Here is a 22,140-nt window from a genome sequence, read left to right as displayed (position 1 = left end):
TGCCTCGAATAATGTCATGTTAACGGCATGCTTCCTCGCTTTTTAACTTGCTGCAGAACCACTGTTATTTGATTTTCGGCTGTGAAGTACACTGTAAAAATAACTAAACTTAAGTATTATTTTTCGAGTGATAATGACATTTAAGTTACTTCGCACTTAAAATTTAGTGACTTAGATCATATTTTTTCGCTTTCTATTCATTACGTGCCTAAGCTTAAAGAAAACGAGGGGACGCTTATGAAATGGATTCTACTATTTTTATCTTGTTTAAGTTTTGTGGCTTTTGGGAGCGAGGTCGCTTCGAGTAACCAACAATCAAAAAGTGATAGTAATCTATCTCATTTTGACCTTCCTTTGCTGCTTGGTGATTGGTATTTGATGAATCCTGATCCTGAGCAAGGCACTGAAAACTTTAGAGCGATCAAGCTCACTCTTGATTCAAACTACTCATTCACTATCGATATCCAAAAGAAAGACTACAGTGTCGATCATTGGGAAGGTTTGTATAACGCCAATGAAGACACGATTATTTTGGGTTTGAATACCTCAGAACCTCAGGTTTACGCGTACAGCAGTAATCACAACATGCTGAATCTTAACGGTGTTATGTTCACCAAGGCCTTGCCAAATGCATTGGCGGGAATCTGGTCCAGTGCCCAACTGTCTGGAAGCGATCTACGTGCGAGTAACATTCAAAAAATGGATTTAGTCCTTCAGCCGGACTTTATATTCATGTTCCGAGTATCAGATGAAGAAGGTGGTGAAGTCATTCGTCGCGGGGTGTATTACACAGAAGGCGATCAACTAGTATTACTTTATGAGAACGGTGAACACGGCACTCGATATACACTGAACAGCGATGTGTTAACGCTGCAAGGTGAAGAGGGAGATATGTTTGCGGTACTCAATCGTATTCGATAATCGTGAGTTTTAGCAGTAACGGCGTACTCGTTGATAATATTGTGCACAGTTCATTTCTTAGGCGTTCCTGTCTGATTTGATTGATAAAATAGCAAAACATGGAGGCATTTTCTTACAATGCCTCCTTTTTTTAATATTCCCCTTGTTTTATTGGCGCTCAACCTTTAGATATATACAGTTAAAAAATAATTACGTATAACGATCAAAAGGAACCCGTCATGGCACATACACCTCAAGCCAAGTATCGTAAAGATTATCAATCACCATCTCACACGATTTCTGAAATCGATCTTACTTTCGATTTGTACGACTCAGCATCCATTGTTACGGCTGTTTCTAGTGTTAAGCAGGAGAAAGACAGCACGACATTAGTACTTGATGGTGAAGGCTTGAAGTTGGTTTCTGTTTTGGTAGAAGGTAAAGAGTGGACTCAATATGAACAGTCTGAAACTCAACTTACGCTGAATGACCTTCCAAAAGAATTTACTCTAACCATCGTTACCGAAGTTAACCCTGAAGGGAACAGTGCACTTGAAGGCTTGTACAAGTCGGGTGGCGCGTTCTGTACTCAATGTGAAGCTGAAGGTTTCCGCCGTATCACTTACTACATGGATCGCCCAGATGTGTTGGCGAAATTCACTACAACGGTAATTGCAGACAAAGCAGAGAACCCATTCTTATTAAGTAATGGTAACCGTGTAGATGAAGGTGAAGCTGAAAACGGTCGTCATTGGGTGAAGTGGCAAGACCCACATCCAAAACCAGCGTACTTGTTTGCTTTAGTAGCGGGTGACTTTGATGTACTTCGTGACGCATACACTACACAATCGGGTCGTAAAGTTGACCTAGAAATCTTTGTTGATAAAGGCAATCTAGACCGTGCGAGCCACGCGATGGTTTCTTTGATTAACTCAATGAAGTGGGACGAAGAACGTTTCAATCTTGAATACGACTTAGACATCTACATGATCGTAGCCGTTGATTTCTTCAACATGGGTGCGATGGAAAACAAAGGCTTGAACGTATTCAATTCGAAGTTCGTTCTAGCAAACGACCAAACTGCAACGGATACAGATTACCTAGGTATTGAAGCAGTAATCGGCCATGAATATTTCCACAACTGGACAGGTAACCGAGTGACTTGTCGCGATTGGTTCCAGCTGAGCTTGAAAGAAGGCTTAACCGTATTCCGCGATCAAGAGTTCTCATCTGATCTTGGCTCTCGCGCAGTAAACCGAATCAACAATGTTCGTATTATTCGCGGGCCACAATTCGCTGAAGACGCAAGTCCGATGTCTCACCCAATTCGTCCAGAAAAAGTGATAGAAATGAATAACTTCTATACTTTGACCGTGTACGAAAAGGGCAGTGAAGTGATCCGTATGATCCACACATTGTTGGGCGAAGATGGTTTCCAAAAAGGCATGAAGCTGTACTTCGAACGTCACGATGGTACGGCTGCAACATGTGAAGACTTCGTCGCGGCAATGGAAGATGCGTCGGGCGTTGACTTATCTCAGTTCCGCTTATGGTACAGCCAGTCTGGTACGCCGACGCTGTCTGTTGAAAGTAAGTACGACGCAGAGAAGAAACAGTACACGTTAACAACTCGCCAAGTAACAGCGCCAACTCATGAGCAAACGGAAAAGCAGGCTCTGCATATTCCTCTTGATATCGAGCTGTACACAGCTGCGGGTGAAGTTGTTGAGTTACAATGTAACGGTAAGCCAGTTCATAATGTATTAGATGTGAAAGAAGCAGAGCAAACGTTCGTGTTTGAAAACGTTTCTGAGCAACCGATCCCATCATTACTTCGTGAATTTTCTGCGCCAGTGAAATTGGAATATGACTACTCAGATGAAGAACTGATCTTCCTAATGGTAAATGCACGCAATGAGTTCTCTCGTTGGGATGCGGGTCAAATGCTATTAGCGAAGTACATCTGCAGTAACGTTGAGAAGGTTCAACAGGGTCAAGCGTTTGAGCTTTCTGATTCTGTTGTTGATGCATTCCGTGGCGTACTGCTGAGTGATTCACTAGAGCCTGCGTTTATTGCAGAAATGCTTTCTCTACCAAGCCACAATGAAGTATCGGGTTGGTACGAGCGCGTTGATATTGATGCGGTCGCATCGGTTCTTAACTCGATGAAAGTTACATTAGCTGCAGAACTTGAAGACGAGTTAGCGGCGGTTTATCACAGCCACGCACTAACAGAATACACGATCGATCACGATTCGATTGGTAAGCGTACTCTACGTAAAGTTTGCTTAAGTTACTTAGCTCATACTGGGCAGGGTAATGACTTGGTTGTTGCGATGTATCAACAAGCGAATAACATGACAGATACGATGGCAGCAATGGGCGCGGCAAACAGTGCACAACTACCATGTCGTGAAACCTTGATGGTGGATTACAGTGACAAGTGGAAACACGATGGTCTTGTTATGGATAAGTGGTTTGCATTGCAAGGTACAAACCCAAGTTCAAACGCACTTGAAGTGATCAAAGCGTCGATGTCGCACCAGGCGTTCAGTTTGAAGAACCCGAACCGTACCCGTAACTTGGTCGGTTCATTCTTAAACATGAACCCGGTTCAATTCCACGACAAGTCTGGTCAAGGCTATGCATTTGCAGGCGAGATCTTACGTGAACTGAACAGCAGCAACCCGCAAGTGGCTTCACGTCTGATTGATCCACTTCTTAAATTCCGTAAGTACGACGATGAACGCCAAGCTCTGATCAAAAAAGAACTAGAGACGTTAAAGAACATGGACAACCTAGCAAAAGACTTGTTTGAGAAAGTGACGAAAGCACTAGAGGCTTAAGTCAGCGCGCATTCAGGTAACTGTTTGCTAATAAGCGGTTTACTAATAAACTGTTTGCTACAACGAAAGGTCATCAGTGGTAGAGAATATCTGCCACTGATTTTTTGTTTCTGGTTCATCGAATTTTCGATAAGCTAGAGCAGCTTCAAGTTCAGTTTCACCGTCAGACATCTAAAAGTGCCAAAAAACACTGGCACTGTATATTTATACAGGTATCGTATGAATCGCTATATTTTCCAACTTAACATCTCATATCAGCAGTTTTTGGCCAGCTATTCTGGTACGGCAAGTAAAGTTCAAGTGATAACAACAACAGGTTTACGCTTACAGTTACCTGCAACTCGGTTCAGACCATTTCTTACACAAATAGGGGTTAGAGGGCAGTTTAGGCTGACAACTGACCAAAAAAATAAGTTTATTAAGTTAGAAGCTCTGTAAACCTTGGCATGCCTAGTGAGTTAAAAGGAATCTTAATCACATAATCAAACATTTCAGCTCTTACCACCTCCAAAACAATTAACTATTTTTCAATAATGCTTTTACAATAAATGAATGCATTACCTTTGCTTAACTCGTTAGTAGAAAAGCGCTCAACGGCACGTTTCAAACACCAGATTAAGTGATCCCCCTAATAATAAAATATAATTCTAATTGTGGAGTGTGACTATGACCGCACGTGAAACTGTGGTTCCAGTTTTACTTGAAAAAGTTTACAAGCTGATTCAAGACAAACTTGACCTTGCTCATCGACCTCTCGTAACTCAACTTGCTCAACACTTGTTTAGTAACGTTTCTCACGACGATCTAACTCAGAGAAACGAATCCGATTTATACGGTGCTGTAGTTAGCTTATGGCATCACATCAATGAAAAGAAAGCCGACGAAATCTCTGTACGCGTTTTCAACCCGACGGTAAGTCGTCAAGGTTGGCAGTCTACTCATACTATCGTTGAGATAGTCGTTCCAGACAGCCCATTCCTTGTTGATTCCGTAAAAATGGCATTGACTCGCCTAGACCTTTCTTCTCACCTTATGCTTCATAACCCAACACAAATCTCTCGCTCAGATAAGGGCAGTGTTGTCGGTGTAAGCAATAACGAAGGTGCATTCCAATCGCTTTTCCATATTGAGGTTGACCGTCTTAGCAGTAAAGCTGAAATGACAGCTCTTAAAACGGAGCTACTGGATATCTTTACCGATACTAGCTTAGTTGTGAACGATTGGTTGAAGATGGTAGAACGACTTGAAGAAGTAACCAATCAAGTAGAAAAGCAGAAAGAGAGCATTCCTGTAGATGGCCAACGTTTTGATGAAACGTTGGCGTTTCTTCGTTGGTTAGGTGAACACAACTTTACATTCATGGGTTATAAGGAATATGACCTAGTTTCAGTTAACGGCGACACTGAACTGCAACCGACCAAGGAGCAAGGTCTTGGTTTGTTTGCGAACTCAGATCGTGTACGTAACGTTAAGCTATCTGAGTTTTCTGATTCGGCACGTCTTGAAGCGAAAAAGCCTTATGTGCTTATCGTAACCAAGGGCAACACGGCTTCACGCATTCACCGCCCAGCTTACAACGATTACATTGGTATTAAGAAATTCGATAAGAACGGTAAGGTCATTGGTGAGCACCGCTTTACTGGTCTTTACACATCTGCCGTTTATAACCAAACCGTTGAAACGATTCCTCTTGTTCGCGAGAAAGTAGAACGTATTTTGGATGCGAGTGGTTACCGTGAAGGTTCATACTCTTACAAAGCGCTGCACAACATTCTTGAAAACTACCCACGTGATGAACTGCTGCAAGCTCGAGAAGAAGAGCTACTAGAAGTCGGTACGGGCGTAGTACAAATGCAAGATCGTGATCTCCTGCGTTTGTTTGTTCGCAAAGACCCGTTTGGTCGTTTCTTTAGCTGCATGGTTTACGTAACAAAAGATCGTTACAACACTGAGCTTCGTCGCCAAACACAGCGCATCTTGAAACAGTACTTTGGTTGTGAAGAAGAGGTTGAATTTACAACGTACTTCTCTGAAAGCCCGCTAGCAAGAACGCACTATATTGTTCGTGTTGATAACAACAACATGGATGTGGACGTGAAAACAATTGAGCAAAATTTAATGGAAGTATCGTCTACGTGGGATGACCGTCTGTCTGAATCTATCATTGCAAACTTCGGTGAAAGCAAAGGTCTTCCATTGTCGAAAGAGTACATGCGTGCATTCCCACGTTCGTACAAAGAAGACATGATGCCAGGTTCTGCTGTTGCCGACATTGAACGTTTAGAAGCGCTAAGTGAAGACAACAAACTGGGTATGCTTTTCTACCGTCCTCAAGAAGAAGCGGCAGATTCAAAAGCCGTTCGTTTGAAGTTGTTCTATCACAGCGATGAGCCAATTCACCTTTCTGATGTTATGCCAATGCTTGAAAACTTTGGCCTACGCGTTATCGGTGAATCTCCATATGAAGTGCGTAAAACCAACGGTGTGACCTATTGGATCCTTGATTTCTCTATGCTGCACAAGAGCGATAAGACCATTGATCTTCGTGAAGCTCGCGATCTTTTCCAACAAGCCTTTGCGGCAATCTGGGCGGGTGAGTTAGACAGCGATGGTTTCAACCGCTTAGTACTTGGCGCTGGTCTTTCTGGCCGTGAAATCTCAATCTTACGTGCTTATGCTCGTTACATGCGTCAAGTTGGTTTCCCATTCAGCCAACAATACATTGAAGACACATTGTCTCATTACCCAGAATTAGCGAAAGGGCTAGTGAGCCTATTCGGCAAGCGTTTTAACCCGAAACTGAAGGGCAGCGTAAAAGGCCAACAAGATCTTATTAAGAAGATCACTGAACAGTTGGATCATGTAGAAAGCTTGGATGATGATCGTATCATTCGTCGCTACATGGAAATGATCACTGCAACGCTTCGTACTAACTACTACCAAGTAGACGAGAATAAGCAGTCTAAACCTTGGTTGGCTCTGAAAATGAGACCAAGCGAGATTCCAGATATCCCTGCGCCGGTTCCTGCGTTTGAGATCTTCGTTTACGCACCAGACATTGAAGGTGTGCATTTACGTGGCGGTAAAGTAGCACGCGGTGGTTTACGTTGGTCAGACCGTCAAGAGGACTTCCGTACTGAGATTCTAGGCCTAGTTAAAGCGCAACAAGTTAAGAACACGGTTATCGTACCGGTTGGTGCTAAAGGTGGTTTCGTTTGTAAGCGTCAACACATGATGTCTGGCCGAGACGAGATCTTTGCTGAAGGTCAACGTTGTTACAAGCGCTTCATCCGTGCATTGCTAGACGTTTCAGACAACATCATTGAAGGTGAGGTTATCCCACCTAAGAGCGTTGTTCGTCACGATGAAGATGACCCATACTTGGTTGTTGCAGCCGATAAAGGCACCGCGACATTCTCAGATCTAGCGAACTCAGTAGCTGAAGAGTACAACTTCTGGCTAGGTGATGCGTTTGCATCGGGTGGCTCTAACGGTTACGACCACAAAGCCATGGGTATCACGGCGAAAGGTGGCTGGGAATCGGTTAAACGTCACTTTCGCGAAATGGGTATTAACTGTCAAAGCACAGACTTCACTGCCATTGGTGTGGGTGATATGGCGGGTGACGTATTTGGTAACGGTATGCTGCTATCTAAGCACATTCGCTTGCAAGCTGCGTTTAACCACATGCACATCTTCATTGACCCGAATCCAGAATCAGCATCAAGCTGGGTAGAGCGTGACCGTCTGTTTAATCTGCCTCGTTCAAGTTGGGAAGATTACAATAAAGACCTGATTTCTCAAGGTGGTGGCATCTTCTCTCGCCGAGCGAAGTCTATCTCTTTGACACCTGAAATTCAGAAAATGCTGGGTACCAAGAAAGCATCAATGGCACCAAACGACTTGATCAAAGCGATCTTGTCTATGAAAGTTGATCTACTTTGGAACGGCGGTATTGGTACTTACGTTAAGTCTTCTAGTGAGACTCATACCGATGTGGGTGACCGTGCAAATGACGTGCTACGTATCGATGGCCGTGACCTGAAAGCTAAGGTTGTTGGTGAAGGCGGTAACTTGGGTATGACTCAATTGGGTCGTATTGAATACGCTCTAACGGGCGGTCGAGTTAATACTGACTTTGTCGATAACGTTGGTGGTGTAGATTGCTCGGATAACGAAGTTAACATTAAGATCTTCTTGAATGGCTTGGTGTCTAATGGTGATCTTACCGTTAAGCAACGTAACCAAGTTCTTGAATCTATGGAAGATGAAGTAGGTGAAATCGTACTAGACGACGCTTACTGCCAAGCTGAGTCTATCTCTGTTACTGAGCATCAAGGTGTAGGCTTAGTGAAAGAGCAAATCCGCTTTATCCACACAATGGAAAAAGCCGGGTACTTAGACCGTGGTTTGGAATACATCCCAGATGACGAAACGCTGCTAGAACGTGAGAAGCAGGGCCAAGCACTAACAAGACCAGAGCTATCAGTATTGATCGCTTACGGTAAAATGGTTCTAAAAGAAGATCTTGTGAGTGATGACATTGCGAATGATGAGTTCCATGCTCAACAACTGATGCAATACTTCCCAACAGAGTTACGCCGTAACTACTCTCAGCACATGGATAACCATCCACTTCGTGCAGAGATCATTGCGACTGCGCTTGCTAACCAAATGGTTAACGAGATGGGCTGTAACTTCGTGACTCGCTTGCAAGAAGAGACGGGCGCGAACATTGTTGATATTGCGAATGCTTACGCGGCATCACGTGAAATCTACGGTCTAGGTAAGGTACTAAAGAGCATCCGTGAACTGGACAACATCTCAAGTTCTGAAGCTCAATACGAATTGCTTTACCATGTGCGTCGTACGCTTCGTCGCCTAGCACGCTGGTTGCTAAGAAACCGTACGGGTAAACAGTCAGTGAACGCATTGATTGAGCTTTACCAAGGTGATGTGGCTGCGATTACTGAAAAACTGGACGAAAACTTAGTAGCTTCAGAAGTAGAAGAGCATCAAGCAATGGCTCAAGTATGGATTGATCAAGGTGTAAACGCTGAGCTGGCTAATTCAGTAGCTCGTTTGTCTAGCCTGTACTCAGCACTGGATATATCCACAGTTGCTCGCGAAACAGGTAAAACAGTACAGCAAGCGTCTAAGCTTTACTTCAATTTAGGCGACCGTTTGTCACTGCACTGGTTCTTGAAGCAAATCAATGGCCAAGCTGTCGACAACAACTGGCAAGCACTGGCGCGTGCAGCATTCAGAGAAGATCTGGATTGGCAACAACGTCAGCTAACTGGCCAAGTACTTAACTGTGGCTGTGCTTCAGACATCGATGTGATTAAAGCGCTTGATGACTGGATGGAAAGTAACTCTGTTTCTCTACATCGTTGGGAGAGCATCTTGAACGAATTCAAAGTGGGTTCTGTTCATGAATTTGCTAAGTTCTCAGTAGCACTGCGTGAATTGATGCTGTTGAATCTAAACTGCATGTCAAAAGACTAGTTACTAGATAAGACGAAAAAGTATAAGGGCAGGCCAAAAGGTCTGCCTTTTTCGTTTCGGTAAAGTGGAATCAATAGAACTTACGATTTTTGAAGGACCAACCTCGACGGACACGTTGTTTGTTGTTAAGTGAGCTGGTGGTTGTACTAAGGTTGAGATTAGAAATGGGCTAATAACCTGAAGAAACGATAACGTTTGCTTAATAATGAACCTCATTCGTTAGCAAACTCGATTATCTTACCCTTACAGACAGTAATAGATTGAATAGTTGGGTAAATAAGTAAATAATATCGCCCCGTTTACACGGGGCTTTTTTCTATCGGAGGCACAATGCTTTACCGTCTAGCCAGAACTGGCTTTTTCCAACTTGATGCCGAAAAGGCACATGATCTTGCAATTCAAAATTTCAAACGCTTCACAGGCACACCAATTGATCTTTTGTATCGCCAACAATTACCTCATCGACCTGTAGAGTGCATGGGTCTTACTTTTAAAAACCCAGTTGGCCTAGCGGCCGGCCTAGATAAAAACGGCGAATGTATTGATGCATTTGGCGCAATGGGTTTTGGTTTCGTTGAAGTAGGAACAGTGACTCCACGTCCACAAGCGGGTAACGACAAACCTCGTTTATTCCGCCTTGTAGAAGCTGAAGGTATCATCAACCGCATGGGCTTTAACAACCTAGGCGTCGACAACCTTGTTGAGAATGTTAAGAAGTCGAACTACGATGGCATCTTAGGCATTAACATTGGTAAGAATAAAGACACACCAATTGAAAAGGGCGCTGAAGATTACTTGATCTGTATGGAGAAGGTATATCAATACGCTGGTTACATTGCTGTGAACATCTCTTCACCAAACACTCCAGGACTTCGTTCTCTGCAATATGGCGAAGCACTAGACGATCTATTGTCTGAACTGAAAACGAAACAAACTGAACTGGAAGAGAAGCATGGTAAATATGTTCCTCTTGCTCTTAAGATTGCTCCGGATCTAAGTGACGATGAAATCAGCCAAATTTGTGAATCATTGATCAAAAATAAGATCGATGGTGTGATCGCAACAAACACGACATTGGATCGTTCAATCGTTGAAGGCATGAAGCATTGCGACGAAGCGGGTGGTCTAAGTGGACGTCCAGTTCAATCTCGCAGTACTGAAGTTGTTCGTAAACTTTATCAAGAGCTTGGTGACCAACTGCCGATCATCGGGGTAGGTGGTGTTGATTCGTATGTTGCTGCAAAAGAGAAAATGATGGCAGGCGCTAAGCTTGTACAAGTTTACTCTGGTTTCATTTACAAAGGTCCAGGCCTTGTAGGTGACATCGTTAAAAATCTTTAAACGGCAAGACGCTTTTATTTCTGAAAAGCGACAATCTGGCATCGTCTTAATAAAAGAGACACTGTAACTCACTGAGTTGTAGAGAAAAGCGACAAGAAAGAGGAATTCATTTCCTCTTTTTTTTTGCCTATTGCTCAGTAAAATTACTGTAATTGAAGGTAATTTTGCGTTTTACCTAATGGAATGGTTCAACAGTGTGAGACGAAATGATGCTTAAACCTAGCGATACATGGAGTTGGTATTACGATGAGCAGCAATGTTCATTAATGCTAAATCTCGGAGAGGATATGATTTTCAAAACGAATCTGGTCCGCAATAAGCTGGTGGACTGCGCGTTTCGAGATAATGAATTCACCGTTGATGACGCATCTTCATACCAAACCTTCAAAGAACAAATTTCTGGCTTAGAACTGTCTGAGCCTCGTCAAGCTGAATTAGCACTCTATTGTGTGGCAGCAAAGCGTTTCCATAAGCCTGTACAGCCTAAGAGTTGGTTCTTCGACTCACAAGGTACTGGCCATGAATATCCTCAAGAAGGGGATATTGTACAAATGAATAACGAGCATAGCTTAGGGTATTTCATTGTATTAGAAGTGGGAGAGTGTGCGAGCCTATGTGCATTTGTTGACCTAGAAGAGTTCCTGTTAACGCCTTCAAAAGGACTGCGATTTGGAGACTCAATCAAGGTGATGCACGATAGAATGGTAGACGCGAACGCTATCCTTCATCAGACACACATAGCGATGGTAGGTTAACCTCTAATCTAGCACATCATTTCAACCACGCATCGCAGCACACAAACGTATAAACCTTCCTCAGAATCGGCTCATTAGCCGATTTTTTTGTGCCTAAAAAACCTCATCCTGATAAATACATCACGGCTTAACCATTTAAATAGTGAACTTACGACTATTTTTTCACCTTAATTTCTGCCCGTTTTCATCGCCAGAAGAGTAAATCTACCGTCTTTATTCCCTGTTTTTGGTCTTTTGTAGCTAAATTTCATCCATAAATCTATTTTGGTGTATACCAGTTTCGAGGTGAATATAAATTCACATTGCTACTTTGGTTAATAAGTGGTCAGAAATGAAGTTGGTTTGATAGGTCTTATGTTCTAAGGGGATGTGGGTAAGCGATCGCTTCAAGACTGTGCATTTGCTAGCCAGTTAGTCGAAAGATTCAATGAAAAGACGTGTTTAGTGTGATGCTCTAGTTACAAATTCAGGTATAATCGAACTCATTTTTATCAATAAAAGAACACTATGAATCAATATCTAGCGGTTACCTCAAACGGCCTTGAGAATTTATTAGTTGAAGAACTAACCCAACTAGGGATTACAAACGCAAAACCTGTTCAAGCAGGTGTTAAATTCAAAGCGACCAATGAGCAAATTTATCGTTGTTGTTTGTGGAGCCGTTTGGCTTCTCGATTTGTACGTGTCCTTTCTGAATTCACTTGTATGGACGACATGGATTTGTACCTATCAACCACTGCGGTTAACTGGGTAAATCAATTCCATAGCTCTAAGCGTTTTGTTGTTGACTTCAATGGTACGAACAACGAAATCCGTAATAGCCAATACGGTGCGATGAAAGTAAAAGATGCCGTTGTTGATTGCTTTGAGAAGAAGTCTTTACCTCGTCCTTCTATTAGCAAAGAGAACCCAGACATTCGTATCCACGTTCGTTTACACCGTGATAAAGCGATTCTTGGTGTTGATATGGTAGGTAGCGGTCTTCACCAACGTGGTTACCGTCCTGAATCAGGTCGAGCACCACTACGTGAAACTCTTGCTGCCGCGATTCTTCTTCGTAGTGGTTGGGACGCAACTAAGCCTTTCCTAGATCCAATGTGTGGTTCAGGTACGTTAGTGATTGAAGCGGCGATGATGGCTGCAAACATGGCTCCAGGTGTTAAACGTCAGAAGTGGTGTTTTGAATCACTAGAAGATTTCGAGCCTGAGCTATGGGCTGAAGTGAAAGCTGAAGCGAACGTTCAAGGTCGTCGTGGTGTTAAGAAAGTGGAATGTAAGTTCTATGGCTACGACAATGATGAACGTATGATCAAAACTGCGCGTGACAATGCTCGTCGTGCCGGTGTTGAAGAGTTGATTGAATTCGAAGTAGGCGATGCTGCAAAGCTTAAGCGTCCTACAGAGTTTACTGATGGTGTGATTGTTTCTAACCCGCCTTACGGTGAACGTCTTGGTACCGAGCCGGGTCTTATTGCACTTTACACAGCATTCGGTGCACAGCTTAAAGCTGAATTTGGTGGCTGTAACGCATCTATCTTCTCTAGCTCAGACGAGCTACTAAGCTGCTTACGCATGCGTGCAGATAAACAGTTCAAGTTGAACAACGGTGCGTTACCGTGTCACCAAAAGAACTACTCAATTTCAGATCGTCCGATGTCAGAGCGTCCATCAGGCGAGCAAGAACAATTGATTGCACCTGATTTCGCGAACCGTCTTAAAAAGAACATCGGTAAGATTGGCAAGTGGGCTAAGAAGGAGCAATTAGATTGTTACCGTATCTACGATGCTGACCTACCAGAATACAATGTAGCGATTGATGTATACCCAGGTCACCTTGTGATCCAAGAATACGCAGCGCCTAAAGATGTACCGGAAGAGAAGGCAAAACGTCGCTTAACCGATATCATCCGTGCTTCTATTCAAGTAACAGGCGTAGAAGCAAACAACGTTGTGCTTAAAGTTCGTCAGAAACAGAAAGGCCGTTCTCAATACCAGAAATTGGCTCAAGACTCATCGAACTTAGAAGTGAACGAGTATGGTGTTAAGCTGATTGTTAATCTTCATGATTACCTAGATACCGGGTTGTTCCTAGATCATAAGATCACTCGTCGTCGTATCGGTGAGATGGCCGCAGGTAAGGATTTCCTAAACTTGTTTGCTTATACAGGAAGTGCATCTGTTCATGCTGCTGTGGGTGGTGCTCGTTCTACAACTACTGTTGATATGTCTAATACCTACCTAGAGTGGGCGAAAGAGAACATGGAGCTTAACGGTCGTGTTGGTCGTCAACATCAGTTTGTTCAAGCTGACTGTCTACAATGGCTAGCTAAAGAGCAGGGTTCTTATGATCTGATCTTTATCGATCCACCTACGTTCTCTAACTCAAAGCGTATGGATCAATCTTTCGATGTTCAACGTGATCACATTCAGCTGATGGAAAACCTTAAACGTCTTCTTCGTGAAGAAGGCACGATTGTGTTCTCTAACAACAAGCGTCACTTCAAAATGGACTTGGAAGCTCTAGATGAGTTAGGTCTTAAGGCTCAGAATATCTCAGCGAAGACACTTCCATTGGACTTCTCTCGCAATAAGCACATTCATAACTGCTGGTTGATTACACATAAGTAGTTAAGAGATCGTATAAGGATATATAGTGCTGACTCTCTACAGTACAGAAGGGTGCCATCTATGTGAGATGGCATTCCAACTCACGGAACAGTTAAACATTAGCCATCACGTCAACGTTGTTGACATTGCATTTGATGATGAGCTCTTTTCCCGTTACGGGGTCACTATTCCGGTGCTCAAATTTGAAAGCTCTGACCTTTCTCAAAGCTCAGAGCTTAACTGGCCATTTGGCTTGTTAGAACTTAATGATTGGTTAAAGAAGAATGGCATTACTTACAATTCATAATGGGCAATTAGCGTTTGGTGATCACCCATTATTAGATCGTGCGGACTTCGTGCTGCAAGAAAACGAACGTGTATGTTTAGTAGGGCGCAATGGCGCTGGTAAGTCGACATTGATGAAAATCCTATCTGGAAACATCATCATGGACGACGGTAAGATGCAAATCACGCAAGATGTGGTTGTGTCTCGTCTAGAACAAGATCCACCGCGTAATGAACAAGGTACAGTTTATGACTATGTTGCTGGTGGCCTTGCTGAAATCGGCGAACAGCTGAAGATCTATCATGATCTTCTGGATCTCATCGCGACAGACCCAAGTGAAAAGAATCTAAACCGCCTTACTCGCGTTCAAGAACAACTGGATCATGCTAATGCATGGCGTTTTGAAGATCGTGTAAGTAACGTATTGGCAGCACTTAAGCTGACTGCTGAAACCAAACTGACAGATTTGTCTGGTGGTTGGCAACGTAAAGCGGCACTTGCTCGTGCGCTTGTATGTGACCCTGACGTGCTTCTACTCGACGAACCGACTAACCACTTGGATGTTGCAACCATTGAATGGTTAGAGGGCTTCCTGAAAGACTTCCGCGGTTCAATCATCTTTATCTCGCATGACCGTGCGTTCATTAAATCGATGGCAACACGTATTGTCGATCTTGATCGCGGTAAATTGAGCTCTTTCCCGGGCGATTACGAAAATTACCTTGTTGAGAAAGAAGAGGCGCTTCGTGTTGAAGAAATGCAAAACGCTGAATTCGATAAGAAGCTTGCTCAAGAGGAAGTTTGGATTCGTCAGGGCATCAAAGCTCGTCGTACTCGTAACGAAGGCCGTGTTCGTGCGCTTAAGAAGCTACGTGAAGAACGTTTGAACCGTCGTGAAGTGCAGGGCAAAGCGATTATCCAAATCGACGATGGCCAGCGTTCAGGCAAGATTGTATTTGAAGCTGAGAATCTTAACTTTGGCTTTGAAGGCAAAGAAATTGTTAAGGACTTCAGCTTCAACATCATGCGTGGCGATCGTATCGCTCTGATTGGTCCTAACGGTTGTGGTAAGAGTACGGTACTTAAGCTGCTTCTTGACCAGCTTAAGCCTGATTCAGGTCGTTTGCATTGTGGTACTAAGCTTGAAGTCGCTTACTTTGACCAATACCGCGAAATTCTAGACCCTGAGAAGTCTGTAATTGATAACCTCGCGGATGGTAAGCAAGAAGTGACCGTAGGTGGCCGTGAGCGTCATGCTCTAAGCTACTTACAAGATTTCTTATTCTCTCCAAAACGTGCTCGCACTCCTGTTAAAGCACTATCTGGTGGTGAGAAAAACCGTCTGTTATTGGCGCGTATTTTCCTTAAGTCGAACAACTTGTTGATTCTCGATGAGCCAACCAACGATCTAGATATCGAAACTTTGGAACTTTTAGAAGATTTGCTTGCCAACTATCAGGGTACGCTGCTTTTAGTGAGTCACGATCGTCAGTTTGTTGATAACACAGTGATGACAAGTTGGATCTTTGAGGGTAATGGCGTTATTGAAGAATTTGTTGGTGGTTACCACGATGCTCAGCAGCAAAGAAAGCAAGCATTAGAGTACCGACAGGTTGAAAAGCCATCAAAGCCTGAGAAAGTAGTTGAGGAAACTCCCAAAACTGCGCCAGTTAAGGCTAAACCTAAGAAGTTATCGTATAAGCTACAACGAGAACTAGAAGCGCTACCAATGCGTTTGGAAGAATTGGAAACTCAAATTGAAACTCTTCAGGAAGAAGTCAACGATCCAAGCTTCTTTTCAAAATCTGTAGAGCAGACACAACCAGTATTAGATAAGCTATCTGCAGCAGAGCAGGAGCTTGAAGTTGCTTTTGAGCGCTGGGAAGAGCTCGAGGCACTACAACAGGAAAGTTAAGAAGTAATAATGACTTGTACTAAATTTAAATTAACTACAGTTGCAGCATTAGTTTTAGCTGCAACTAATGCCAATGCTGCGCTTTACAAGGTCGTTGAAGTCACTCCTTCAATTACAGGTGCCTCTGAAATCTATGGTGTGGCGATTCAACCTGGTGTTGCGACAGACGGAACGAATGAGCTTGCGTTAGGTTGCTTCGATTCAGCTGCAACCAACTGTACCGATAGTGCATTTAAACTTGCTGGTGAGACTCGCGATACGCTTGAAGCGGTAAGTTATCGTGAAGAAGTACCATTCGCAATGGATGCACCATTTCAGTACATTCAAGAGCGTGATGATTTCGAAAACTATTGTTATCGAGAGCTGAGATATTCTACATGTGAAAGTTGGGCTGAAAACCGTTGGAATGACACTTGGAGTAAGGAAAGAAATGACCTTACTCACGTAAATGCGAAAGCGTTTGTTGAAGGTGGGGATACTTTTGAAACTCGCAATACGGTAATCAATTCTTTAGATGAGAATGCCCAACCTGTGGGGATCAAATCCAAAGATGATATTCGCAATAATGCATTGTTTACGACGACAGCGGCGCCAACTGGAGCTTCAGAAACTCGTGCTTGGAAAGCGATAACGGCAAGCAACGGTACCGTTTACAATGTAGGTAGTATCTCTGAAGAGTTTGATCCGACTGACACTTCTGAACCAGATAAGGCGTTTGCTTCTAAAGCGGCAATTTGGGGTGGCACAACAACAAAAGAAATTGATTGGGTCAGAAGTGGTAATGCCCAACAAGGCGATTATTTTGCTCAAGGCAGTATGCGTTCAATTGTTGAATCGGACTCTCTTTTTTATGGTGTAGGCTATAATACTGCTGATGGAAACGGCGATCTACAAGATATGAATGCAAGTGTCTTTGTGAGTACTTCACTCGATCTCGCTACGGCAACGTGGACAACTACACAAATTAGCGGTGCAGAGGTTAAGTCTGGTTCATCTAACGATGATGCTAGATACAGTAACTCAGTAGCAACCGATATTAACGACAACTTGTTTGCAGTTGGATATTCAAAACGTAACGGTTATGTTCCTGAAAATGGAAGTGCCGGTAATAAGCCTTTTATTGTAACGGATGCTAAAAACCCAACAGCAACGTATTTGTCTGGCGGTATCTTCTTCAGTGGCTCAAGCGGTGAAGCTAAAGCGGTAAATAATTACAATGAACTTGTTGGCCAGATCGATGCGGAAACGACGCGTGAAGTCGATGGCAGCGAAAGAAGACACAGAGGCTTTATTTACCCTTACGATCTCCCGTCTTCAACTGATGAACGCCGTGTTGATATTTTTGGTGGTAAAGCATGGTGGTTAGATGACTTAACAAATGATGGTGATGCGTCTAGTTACAATAACCAATTTAGAATCATTGATGCGACGGATATCAATGATGCTGGCGTGATTTCAGCAACGGCTATCAAATGTACAGTCGACGGTAATGATAAGCCTTATGACACAACATCACACAACTCATACTGTGGTGGTGCCTCATCTAACGCAGTCGAAAAGGTTGTAGCTGTTAAGCTTATCCCAATCAAGGGAGCAAGGTATGACACTGGCTCTGACATTGATAGCGTAGTAACTCGTAGCACCGACACCGAGAAAGTTGAGCGCCAAGGTGGTAGCCTAGGTTGGTTAACTTTGACTGTGCTTGGTCTATTAGGGTTCCGCAGAAAATTTAAATAATTTTATCTCCTGAGCCCGAGTTCACAATTCTGAACTCGGGCTTTTTTTCGCCTTGAGAAAAGTGAAAATTTGACCGATTCTTAAAGTTGGAGTCACAAAAACTCCGTAAAGTTGTAATCATTGTATGTTAGTAAATGGAACACCCGTATGAGGACTGCACTATGAAGAGACAAAAGCGTGATCGACTAGAACGAGCACAATCTCAAGGCTACAAGGCTGGTTTAAATGGACGGTCGCAAGAAGCTTGCCCATATAGCCAAATGGATTCTAGGTCTTATTGGTTAGGTGGATGGCGTGACGCCAAAGATGACAAGCAATCAGGTCTCTATAAGTAGATAGGGCGTAAAGAATTCAAGGTCAGGGCTCCATTGTCTGTTGATTACAACGGCCGGAGCCTTGTTAGTTTCAGACGAGTGATAAGCTCCCCAGAGCTATAAAGTATTATAGTTTCGCTATCATAAGCGTATCGCTGGTGGATTTATCCTGTTTCAAGCTTAATACGGGATACTTTAATGCACTATAACTAAATTTATTGGAACGAAAATAAAGCAGCCATGGGCTGCTTTACTAAAAATCTAACTATTAGATTAGAATGCTGACGTATCTTGGAAAAGGCCAACTTTCAAATCTTTAGCAACGTAGATCTCTTTACCATCAACAAGTACGCGACCATCCGCAAGGCCCATAACTAGACGACGGTTAACAACACGCTTCATGTGGATCTCGTAAGTTACTTTTTTCGCTGTAGGCAGAATTTGACCAGTGAATTTCACTTCGCCAACCCCTAGAGCACGACCTTTACCTTCGCCGCCAACCCAACCAAGGTAGAAACCAACCAGCTGCCACATTGCGTCAAGGCCTAGACAACCAGGCATTACAGGGTCACCTGGGAAGTGACAATCGAAGAACCATAGGTCAGGAGTAATATCCAGCTCAGCAAGAACTAAACCTTTACCGTAATCACCTTCAGTTTCAGACATCTTAGTGATGCGATCCATCATTAGCATGTTCGGTGCTGGTAGTTGAGGGCCTTGTGGCCATAGTTCGCCTTGGCTTGATGCTAGAAGCTCTTCGCGAGTGTAAGAATCACGTTTGTTTTGCATTATCAATTACTCCGATTTTTGATAGGTGCATATTAGTGAACAGGTGTACGCTAAACAAGTCCGATCAGTACTAGACAAACCAGTTTTTAATGCGTCCAACGATTCCAATAGGGTGCTCATGTCTTTCAAAGTTTTCAATACGTTCCGCGATTTTATTCAGAACGCTTTCTTGTTCATCGTCTCTAAATGGCTTGTTCATAATGAGAGGAATTGCTTCGTCTACATTAGACACAGACCAAATATGGAATTCTTCATTCTTAATGCTTTCAATAAGGTCAGGCTTTAGTGCAAGATGCCTTAAGTTCGATCTTGGAAGGATCACACCTTGTTCGCCTGTTAAGCCGTTGTGCTTACACACATGGTAGAAGCCTTCGATTTTCTCGTTTAGCCCGCCAACAGCTTGCACACGTCCAAATTGGTCAACTGCACCTGTAACCGCAATTTGTTGATTGATAGGGTATTCAGACAAAGCACTCACCAGAGAACAAAGCTCAGCAAGAGAAGCACTATCGCCGTCTACTTCGCAATACGATTGCTCAAACACAACAGAAGCAGCGTATGGCAACGGATCTTCAAGGTTTAGTGAGCTGCTCACAAATGCTTGCATGATCATCATACCTTTAGCATGAAGATTACCACCCAACTCGGCTTTGCGCTCAACGTCGGCAATATCCCCATCACCAAAGTGAATAACGCAGGAAATTCGTGCAGGTTCACCATAAGAGATCGGGTGTCCTGGAACATCGATAACCGTCAGACCATTAACTTGACCAACTTGTTCGCCCTCGGTTTCGATAATGACTTGGCCATCTCGAATATCATCAAGGGCGCGTTCTGGTAGGTAAGATTCGCGGTTATATTTGTGCTGTTGAGCTTGTTGGATATGGTGAATATCAATCTCACCATTGTCGGCTTCAATCAGAGCTTCGTTCAATAATGCATTGTGCCAAATAGGGCATAATGGAATATAGCTTTGATCTTCCGTTTCTCTTGCTCCGGCAGTAAGAATGCCCGTCAACGCTTGTTGCGTGATGGTTGGCAATTCATAGCGTTGTTGAAGCCACTTAAGGTAACCAAGATATTGAGTCAGAGTGTCTTCTGAGAGCTTAATGTCCTGTTCAATTTCGCTGAATAGGCAAAAACCGGTTTGAATATCGCTGTCTAGGTAATCAAGGTCACCTAGTTGAGCTCTGTCTCCAACCACAATCAACTTAATGTTGTAAGTCAAAGGCAAAGTCGGGGATTGGTTCAAGTGCTCTGGATTACTGCTGATTGGTTCTACGGCTTCACCAAGCAGTGCTGATTTAAGCAGTAACCAGCTTCCTGGGTTGGCCAAGATCAAGTTTGCTGAAACGATCAGATAGCCGTTGTTTGCTCTAGCCAGTAGGCCGGGCTTTGTCGCTACAACCTTACCGTCTTTTGACTGAACTTGGTCAAACAGAGAGACAGCATTTAAAGACTCAGTTTTTATAACCGGTAGAGTGTGATCATCTAAAGCAGTGACTAGAGATTCAACAATCATTTGACGATAGATCGAATTGTCTGGAGCGTTTACAAGTAAAACACGTGAAAGGTTAGACAAACGGACAAAGCGGGTTAACGCATCTTTGAATCTATGTTGAATATCTGAAAACGGGAAAGGCGAGATGTCAGGGAATTGCTCTAATTGAGCGCTATATTCGTCGTACTGAGGCGTAACATGTCGCCAATCTACTTGAGTCATTTAAGTTTCTGATTATGATAATGAGGTAGGGAGTATATAGAAAAACCGATCTCGCTTGTAGCTCTATGTTGTAGTTACTAATCACTAAGCTAATATAAGTATGATCTTGGTCTATTCTTTCAAGACAATAATTGTTAAATAGCCTATTTTGGGTTACGCTGTCACTAGGATTAACTTTCGAGATTAGACATGAAATATCAGCAACTTGAAAACTTGGAATGTGGTTGGAAATGGAACTATCTGGTCAAAAAATGGAAAGAAGGCGAGTCGATCACCTGCCACATAGATTCAAGTGAATCTGACGTTGCTGTTAAAGCCTTATTGAAGCTTGAACACCAACCTACAGGTGTCCTTGAGTGGATATCTAACAACATGTCTCCTGAGCTCGATAACAAGCTTAAACAAGCGATCAGAGCTAAGCGAAAACGCCACTTCAATGCTGAACAAGTTCATACAAAGAAGAAATCAATCGACCTTGATTACCGTGTATGGGAAAAGCTATCTCAACGTGCGAACGAGCTAGGTTGTACGCTCTCAGATGCCATCGAGTATTTGGTTAGCGAAGCGTCTCGTAGTGAGCAGGCCAGCAAGACGGTGACTAGCCTCAAAGAAGACTTAAGCAAGCTCCTTTCTGACGATAAATAACCATCAACAGTAGTGGTGACATTATGATGTACGTAATCTTAATCGGTGCGGTATTAGTTTTTTGGTTAGTAGCAGTCGATCGACCGGTATTGAAAATTAAATTTAGCGACGGGGCGATCGAACAAGTTAAAGGGCATCTTCCACCGAGCTTTAAGCACAACCTTCAAGAGATTGGTCATAAGAACACCTTTAAAGGCGAGCTAAAAGTGTATGCAAAACGTTCTGGTTACAATCTCAAGTTCACTAAAGATGTTCCTAAAAACGTACAGCAACGTATTCGTAACGTGTTCCCGCATAATGGTTTTAAGTCTAAAGGCTCAAAGAAAGCGTAATCGTTGAGAGTTACGCGTTAGCTGGTCAATCCTCATACTAAGTTAATCCTTCATTTCTCTTAAATCTCCGCATACTGTTCTCATCCTCAACAAAGAGAGAGCAGTATGAGATATCTAGTATTACTATTATGTTTTTTATCCCCAGTCGCTTTTCCCGACGATGCATTGGTTAATCCTGTAGCTAAAAAGATAAAAGTCACCGTCATGAAAAGGCTCAACAAGAGTAATGTTGATTTCGAGGGTTATTGCGATCTGATGATTGAGATGAAGCACTCTAAAGGTTATGCAAGAATCAAAAAGGTGAGAACGTCTGGAGATAGTAAAGTTTGCAAGCAGGCGAAAAAACACCTACCGACGAAGAAAAGGTTCAAATACAGCTTTCCAGAAAAGTATATCCGGCTACATATCACACACTAGCCACTCTCAACGCACTATAACTAAA

Annotated in this window: 16 protein-coding genes; 14 read left to right on the top strand and 2 right to left on the bottom strand. The window is 43.1% G+C overall.

Annotated elements, in window-relative coordinates:
• The first annotated feature begins 237 nt into the window (after positions 1-237).
• The 11 genes from AB4375_RS13515 to rmf all read left to right on the top strand — a co-directional run bounded on the left by AB4375_RS13515 (position 238) and on the right by rmf (position 18,230).
• Positions 238-921 (top strand): hypothetical protein, encoded by a 684-nt coding sequence (locus tag AB4375_RS13515; protein WP_017068918.1) that lies wholly within the window; start codon positions 238-240, stop codon positions 919-921.
• Between the two features lie 218 nt (positions 922-1,139).
• Entirely contained in the window at positions 1,140-3,746 is a 2,607-nt protein-coding gene (pepN, locus tag AB4375_RS13510) for an aminopeptidase N (RefSeq protein WP_372051792.1), read from the top strand.
• A gap of 219 nt (positions 3,747-3,965) precedes the next feature.
• A complete protein-coding gene (locus AB4375_RS13505) occupies positions 3,966-4,184 on the top strand; it encodes a DUF2835 domain-containing protein (RefSeq protein ID WP_081325156.1) in 219 nt (72 codons plus the stop codon).
• A 228-nt stretch (positions 4,185-4,412) separates the two neighbouring features.
• Positions 4,413-9,254 (top strand): NAD-glutamate dehydrogenase, encoded by a 4,842-nt coding sequence (locus AB4375_RS13500; RefSeq protein WP_372051791.1) that lies wholly within the window; start codon positions 4,413-4,415, stop codon positions 9,252-9,254.
• Between the two features lie 330 nt (positions 9,255-9,584).
• Positions 9,585-10,595: a quinone-dependent dihydroorotate dehydrogenase gene (pyrD, locus tag AB4375_RS13495; RefSeq protein WP_136974293.1), complete on the top strand. Its 1,011-nt coding sequence runs from the start codon at positions 9,585-9,587 to the stop codon at positions 10,593-10,595.
• Between the two features lie 206 nt (positions 10,596-10,801).
• Complete coding sequence (locus tag AB4375_RS13490; protein ID WP_017063848.1) at positions 10,802-11,350, top strand: cell division protein ZapC; 549 nt, start codon at positions 10,802-10,804, stop codon at positions 11,348-11,350.
• Between the two features lie 507 nt (positions 11,351-11,857).
• A complete protein-coding gene (gene rlmKL / locus AB4375_RS13485; RefSeq protein ID WP_017059679.1) occupies positions 11,858-13,978 on the top strand; it encodes a bifunctional 23S rRNA (guanine(2069)-N(7))-methyltransferase RlmK/23S rRNA (guanine(2445)-N(2))-methyltransferase RlmL in 2,121 nt (706 codons plus the stop codon).
• 25 nt (positions 13,979-14,003) lie between these two features.
• Positions 14,004-14,264, top strand: coding sequence for a glutaredoxin family protein (locus tag AB4375_RS13480; RefSeq protein ID WP_019823251.1), 261 nt, complete (start codon positions 14,004-14,006; stop codon positions 14,262-14,264).
• The gene (locus tag AB4375_RS13475) at positions 14,242-16,158 is read left to right on the top strand and encodes an ABC transporter ATP-binding protein (RefSeq protein WP_017068914.1); all 1,917 of its coding nucleotides are present in this window, start codon (positions 14,242-14,244) and stop codon (positions 16,156-16,158) included. The genes AB4375_RS13480 and AB4375_RS13475 overlap by 23 nt, the downstream gene beginning before the upstream one ends.
• Positions 16,159-16,167: 9 nt before the next feature.
• A complete protein-coding gene (locus AB4375_RS13470; protein WP_372051789.1) occupies positions 16,168-17,895 on the top strand; it encodes a DUF3466 family protein in 1,728 nt (575 codons plus the stop codon).
• Positions 17,896-18,056: 161 nt separating this feature from the next.
• Positions 18,057-18,230 carry a ribosome modulation factor gene (rmf, locus tag AB4375_RS13465; protein ID WP_017059676.1) on the top strand — a complete coding sequence of 58 codons (174 nt, stop codon included), beginning with the start codon at positions 18,057-18,059 and terminating at the stop codon, positions 18,228-18,230.
• Between the two features lie 252 nt (positions 18,231-18,482).
• Here rmf and fabA read toward each other — a convergent pair whose 3' ends face one another.
• Both fabA and AB4375_RS13455 read right to left on the bottom strand, forming a co-directional pair.
• Positions 18,483-18,998 carry a bifunctional 3-hydroxydecanoyl-ACP dehydratase/trans-2-decenoyl-ACP isomerase gene (fabA, locus tag AB4375_RS13460; protein WP_017059675.1) on the bottom strand — a complete coding sequence of 172 codons (516 nt, stop codon included), beginning with the start codon at positions 18,996-18,998 and terminating at the stop codon, positions 18,483-18,485.
• A gap of 70 nt (positions 18,999-19,068) precedes the next feature.
• Positions 19,069-20,721 carry an AAA family ATPase gene (locus AB4375_RS13455; RefSeq protein WP_372051787.1) on the bottom strand — a complete coding sequence of 551 codons (1,653 nt, stop codon included), beginning with the start codon at positions 20,719-20,721 and terminating at the stop codon, positions 19,069-19,071.
• Positions 20,722-20,910: 189 nt separating this feature from the next.
• On the opposite strand from AB4375_RS13455, the gene matP reads away from it, so the two are divergent.
• The 3 genes from matP (at position 20,911) to AB4375_RS13440 (ending at position 22,115) form a co-directional block, all read left to right on the top strand.
• Positions 20,911-21,366 carry a macrodomain Ter protein MatP gene (matP, locus tag AB4375_RS13450; protein WP_017068911.1) on the top strand — a complete coding sequence of 152 codons (456 nt, stop codon included), beginning with the start codon at positions 20,911-20,913 and terminating at the stop codon, positions 21,364-21,366.
• Positions 21,367-21,389: 23 nt separating this feature from the next.
• Positions 21,390-21,698, top strand: a complete 309-nt coding sequence (locus AB4375_RS13445) for a DUF3634 family protein (protein ID WP_372051786.1) — start codon at positions 21,390-21,392, stop codon at positions 21,696-21,698.
• A 105-nt stretch (positions 21,699-21,803) separates the two neighbouring features.
• Positions 21,804-22,115: a hypothetical protein gene (locus AB4375_RS13440; protein ID WP_372051784.1), complete on the top strand. Its 312-nt coding sequence runs from the start codon at positions 21,804-21,806 to the stop codon at positions 22,113-22,115.
• The last annotated feature ends 25 nt before the right edge of the window (positions 22,116-22,140 follow it).

Origin of the sequence: Vibrio sp. 10N.261.51.C6 (genome assembly GCF_041471785.1) — a bacterium.
Classification (GTDB): Bacteria; Pseudomonadota; Gammaproteobacteria; order Enterobacterales; family Vibrionaceae; genus Vibrio; species Vibrio crassostreae_C.
This window is presented reverse-complemented; position numbering and strand designations above follow the sequence as displayed.

Coding starts and splice junctions, on each gene's coding strand:
- AB4375_RS13515 (WP_017068918.1), top strand. CDS start 238: ATGAAATGGATTCTACTATTTTTATCTTGTTTAAGTTTTGTGGCTTTT.
- pepN (WP_372051792.1), top strand. CDS start 1,140: ATGGCACATACACCTCAAGCCAAGTATCGTAAAGATTATCAATCACCA.
- AB4375_RS13505 (WP_081325156.1), top strand. CDS start 3,966: ATGAATCGCTATATTTTCCAACTTAACATCTCATATCAGCAGTTTTTG.
- AB4375_RS13500 (WP_372051791.1), top strand. CDS start 4,413: ATGACCGCACGTGAAACTGTGGTTCCAGTTTTACTTGAAAAAGTTTAC.
- pyrD (WP_136974293.1), top strand. CDS start 9,585: ATGCTTTACCGTCTAGCCAGAACTGGCTTTTTCCAACTTGATGCCGAA.
- AB4375_RS13490 (WP_017063848.1), top strand. CDS start 10,802: ATGATGCTTAAACCTAGCGATACATGGAGTTGGTATTACGATGAGCAG.
- rlmKL (WP_017059679.1), top strand. CDS start 11,858: ATGAATCAATATCTAGCGGTTACCTCAAACGGCCTTGAGAATTTATTA.
- AB4375_RS13475 (WP_017068914.1), top strand. CDS start 14,242: ATGGCATTACTTACAATTCATAATGGGCAATTAGCGTTTGGTGATCAC.
- AB4375_RS13470 (WP_372051789.1), top strand. CDS start 16,168: ATGACTTGTACTAAATTTAAATTAACTACAGTTGCAGCATTAGTTTTA.
- rmf (WP_017059676.1), top strand. CDS start 18,057: ATGAAGAGACAAAAGCGTGATCGACTAGAACGAGCACAATCTCAAGGC.
- fabA (WP_017059675.1), bottom strand. CDS start 18,998: ATGCAAAACAAACGTGATTCTTACACTCGCGAAGAGCTTCTAGCATCA.
- AB4375_RS13455 (WP_372051787.1), bottom strand. CDS start 20,721: ATGACTCAAGTAGATTGGCGACATGTTACGCCTCAGTACGACGAATAT.
- matP (WP_017068911.1), top strand. CDS start 20,911: ATGAAATATCAGCAACTTGAAAACTTGGAATGTGGTTGGAAATGGAAC.
- AB4375_RS13445 (WP_372051786.1), top strand. CDS start 21,390: ATGATGTACGTAATCTTAATCGGTGCGGTATTAGTTTTTTGGTTAGTA.
- AB4375_RS13440 (WP_372051784.1), top strand. CDS start 21,804: ATGAGATATCTAGTATTACTATTATGTTTTTTATCCCCAGTCGCTTTT.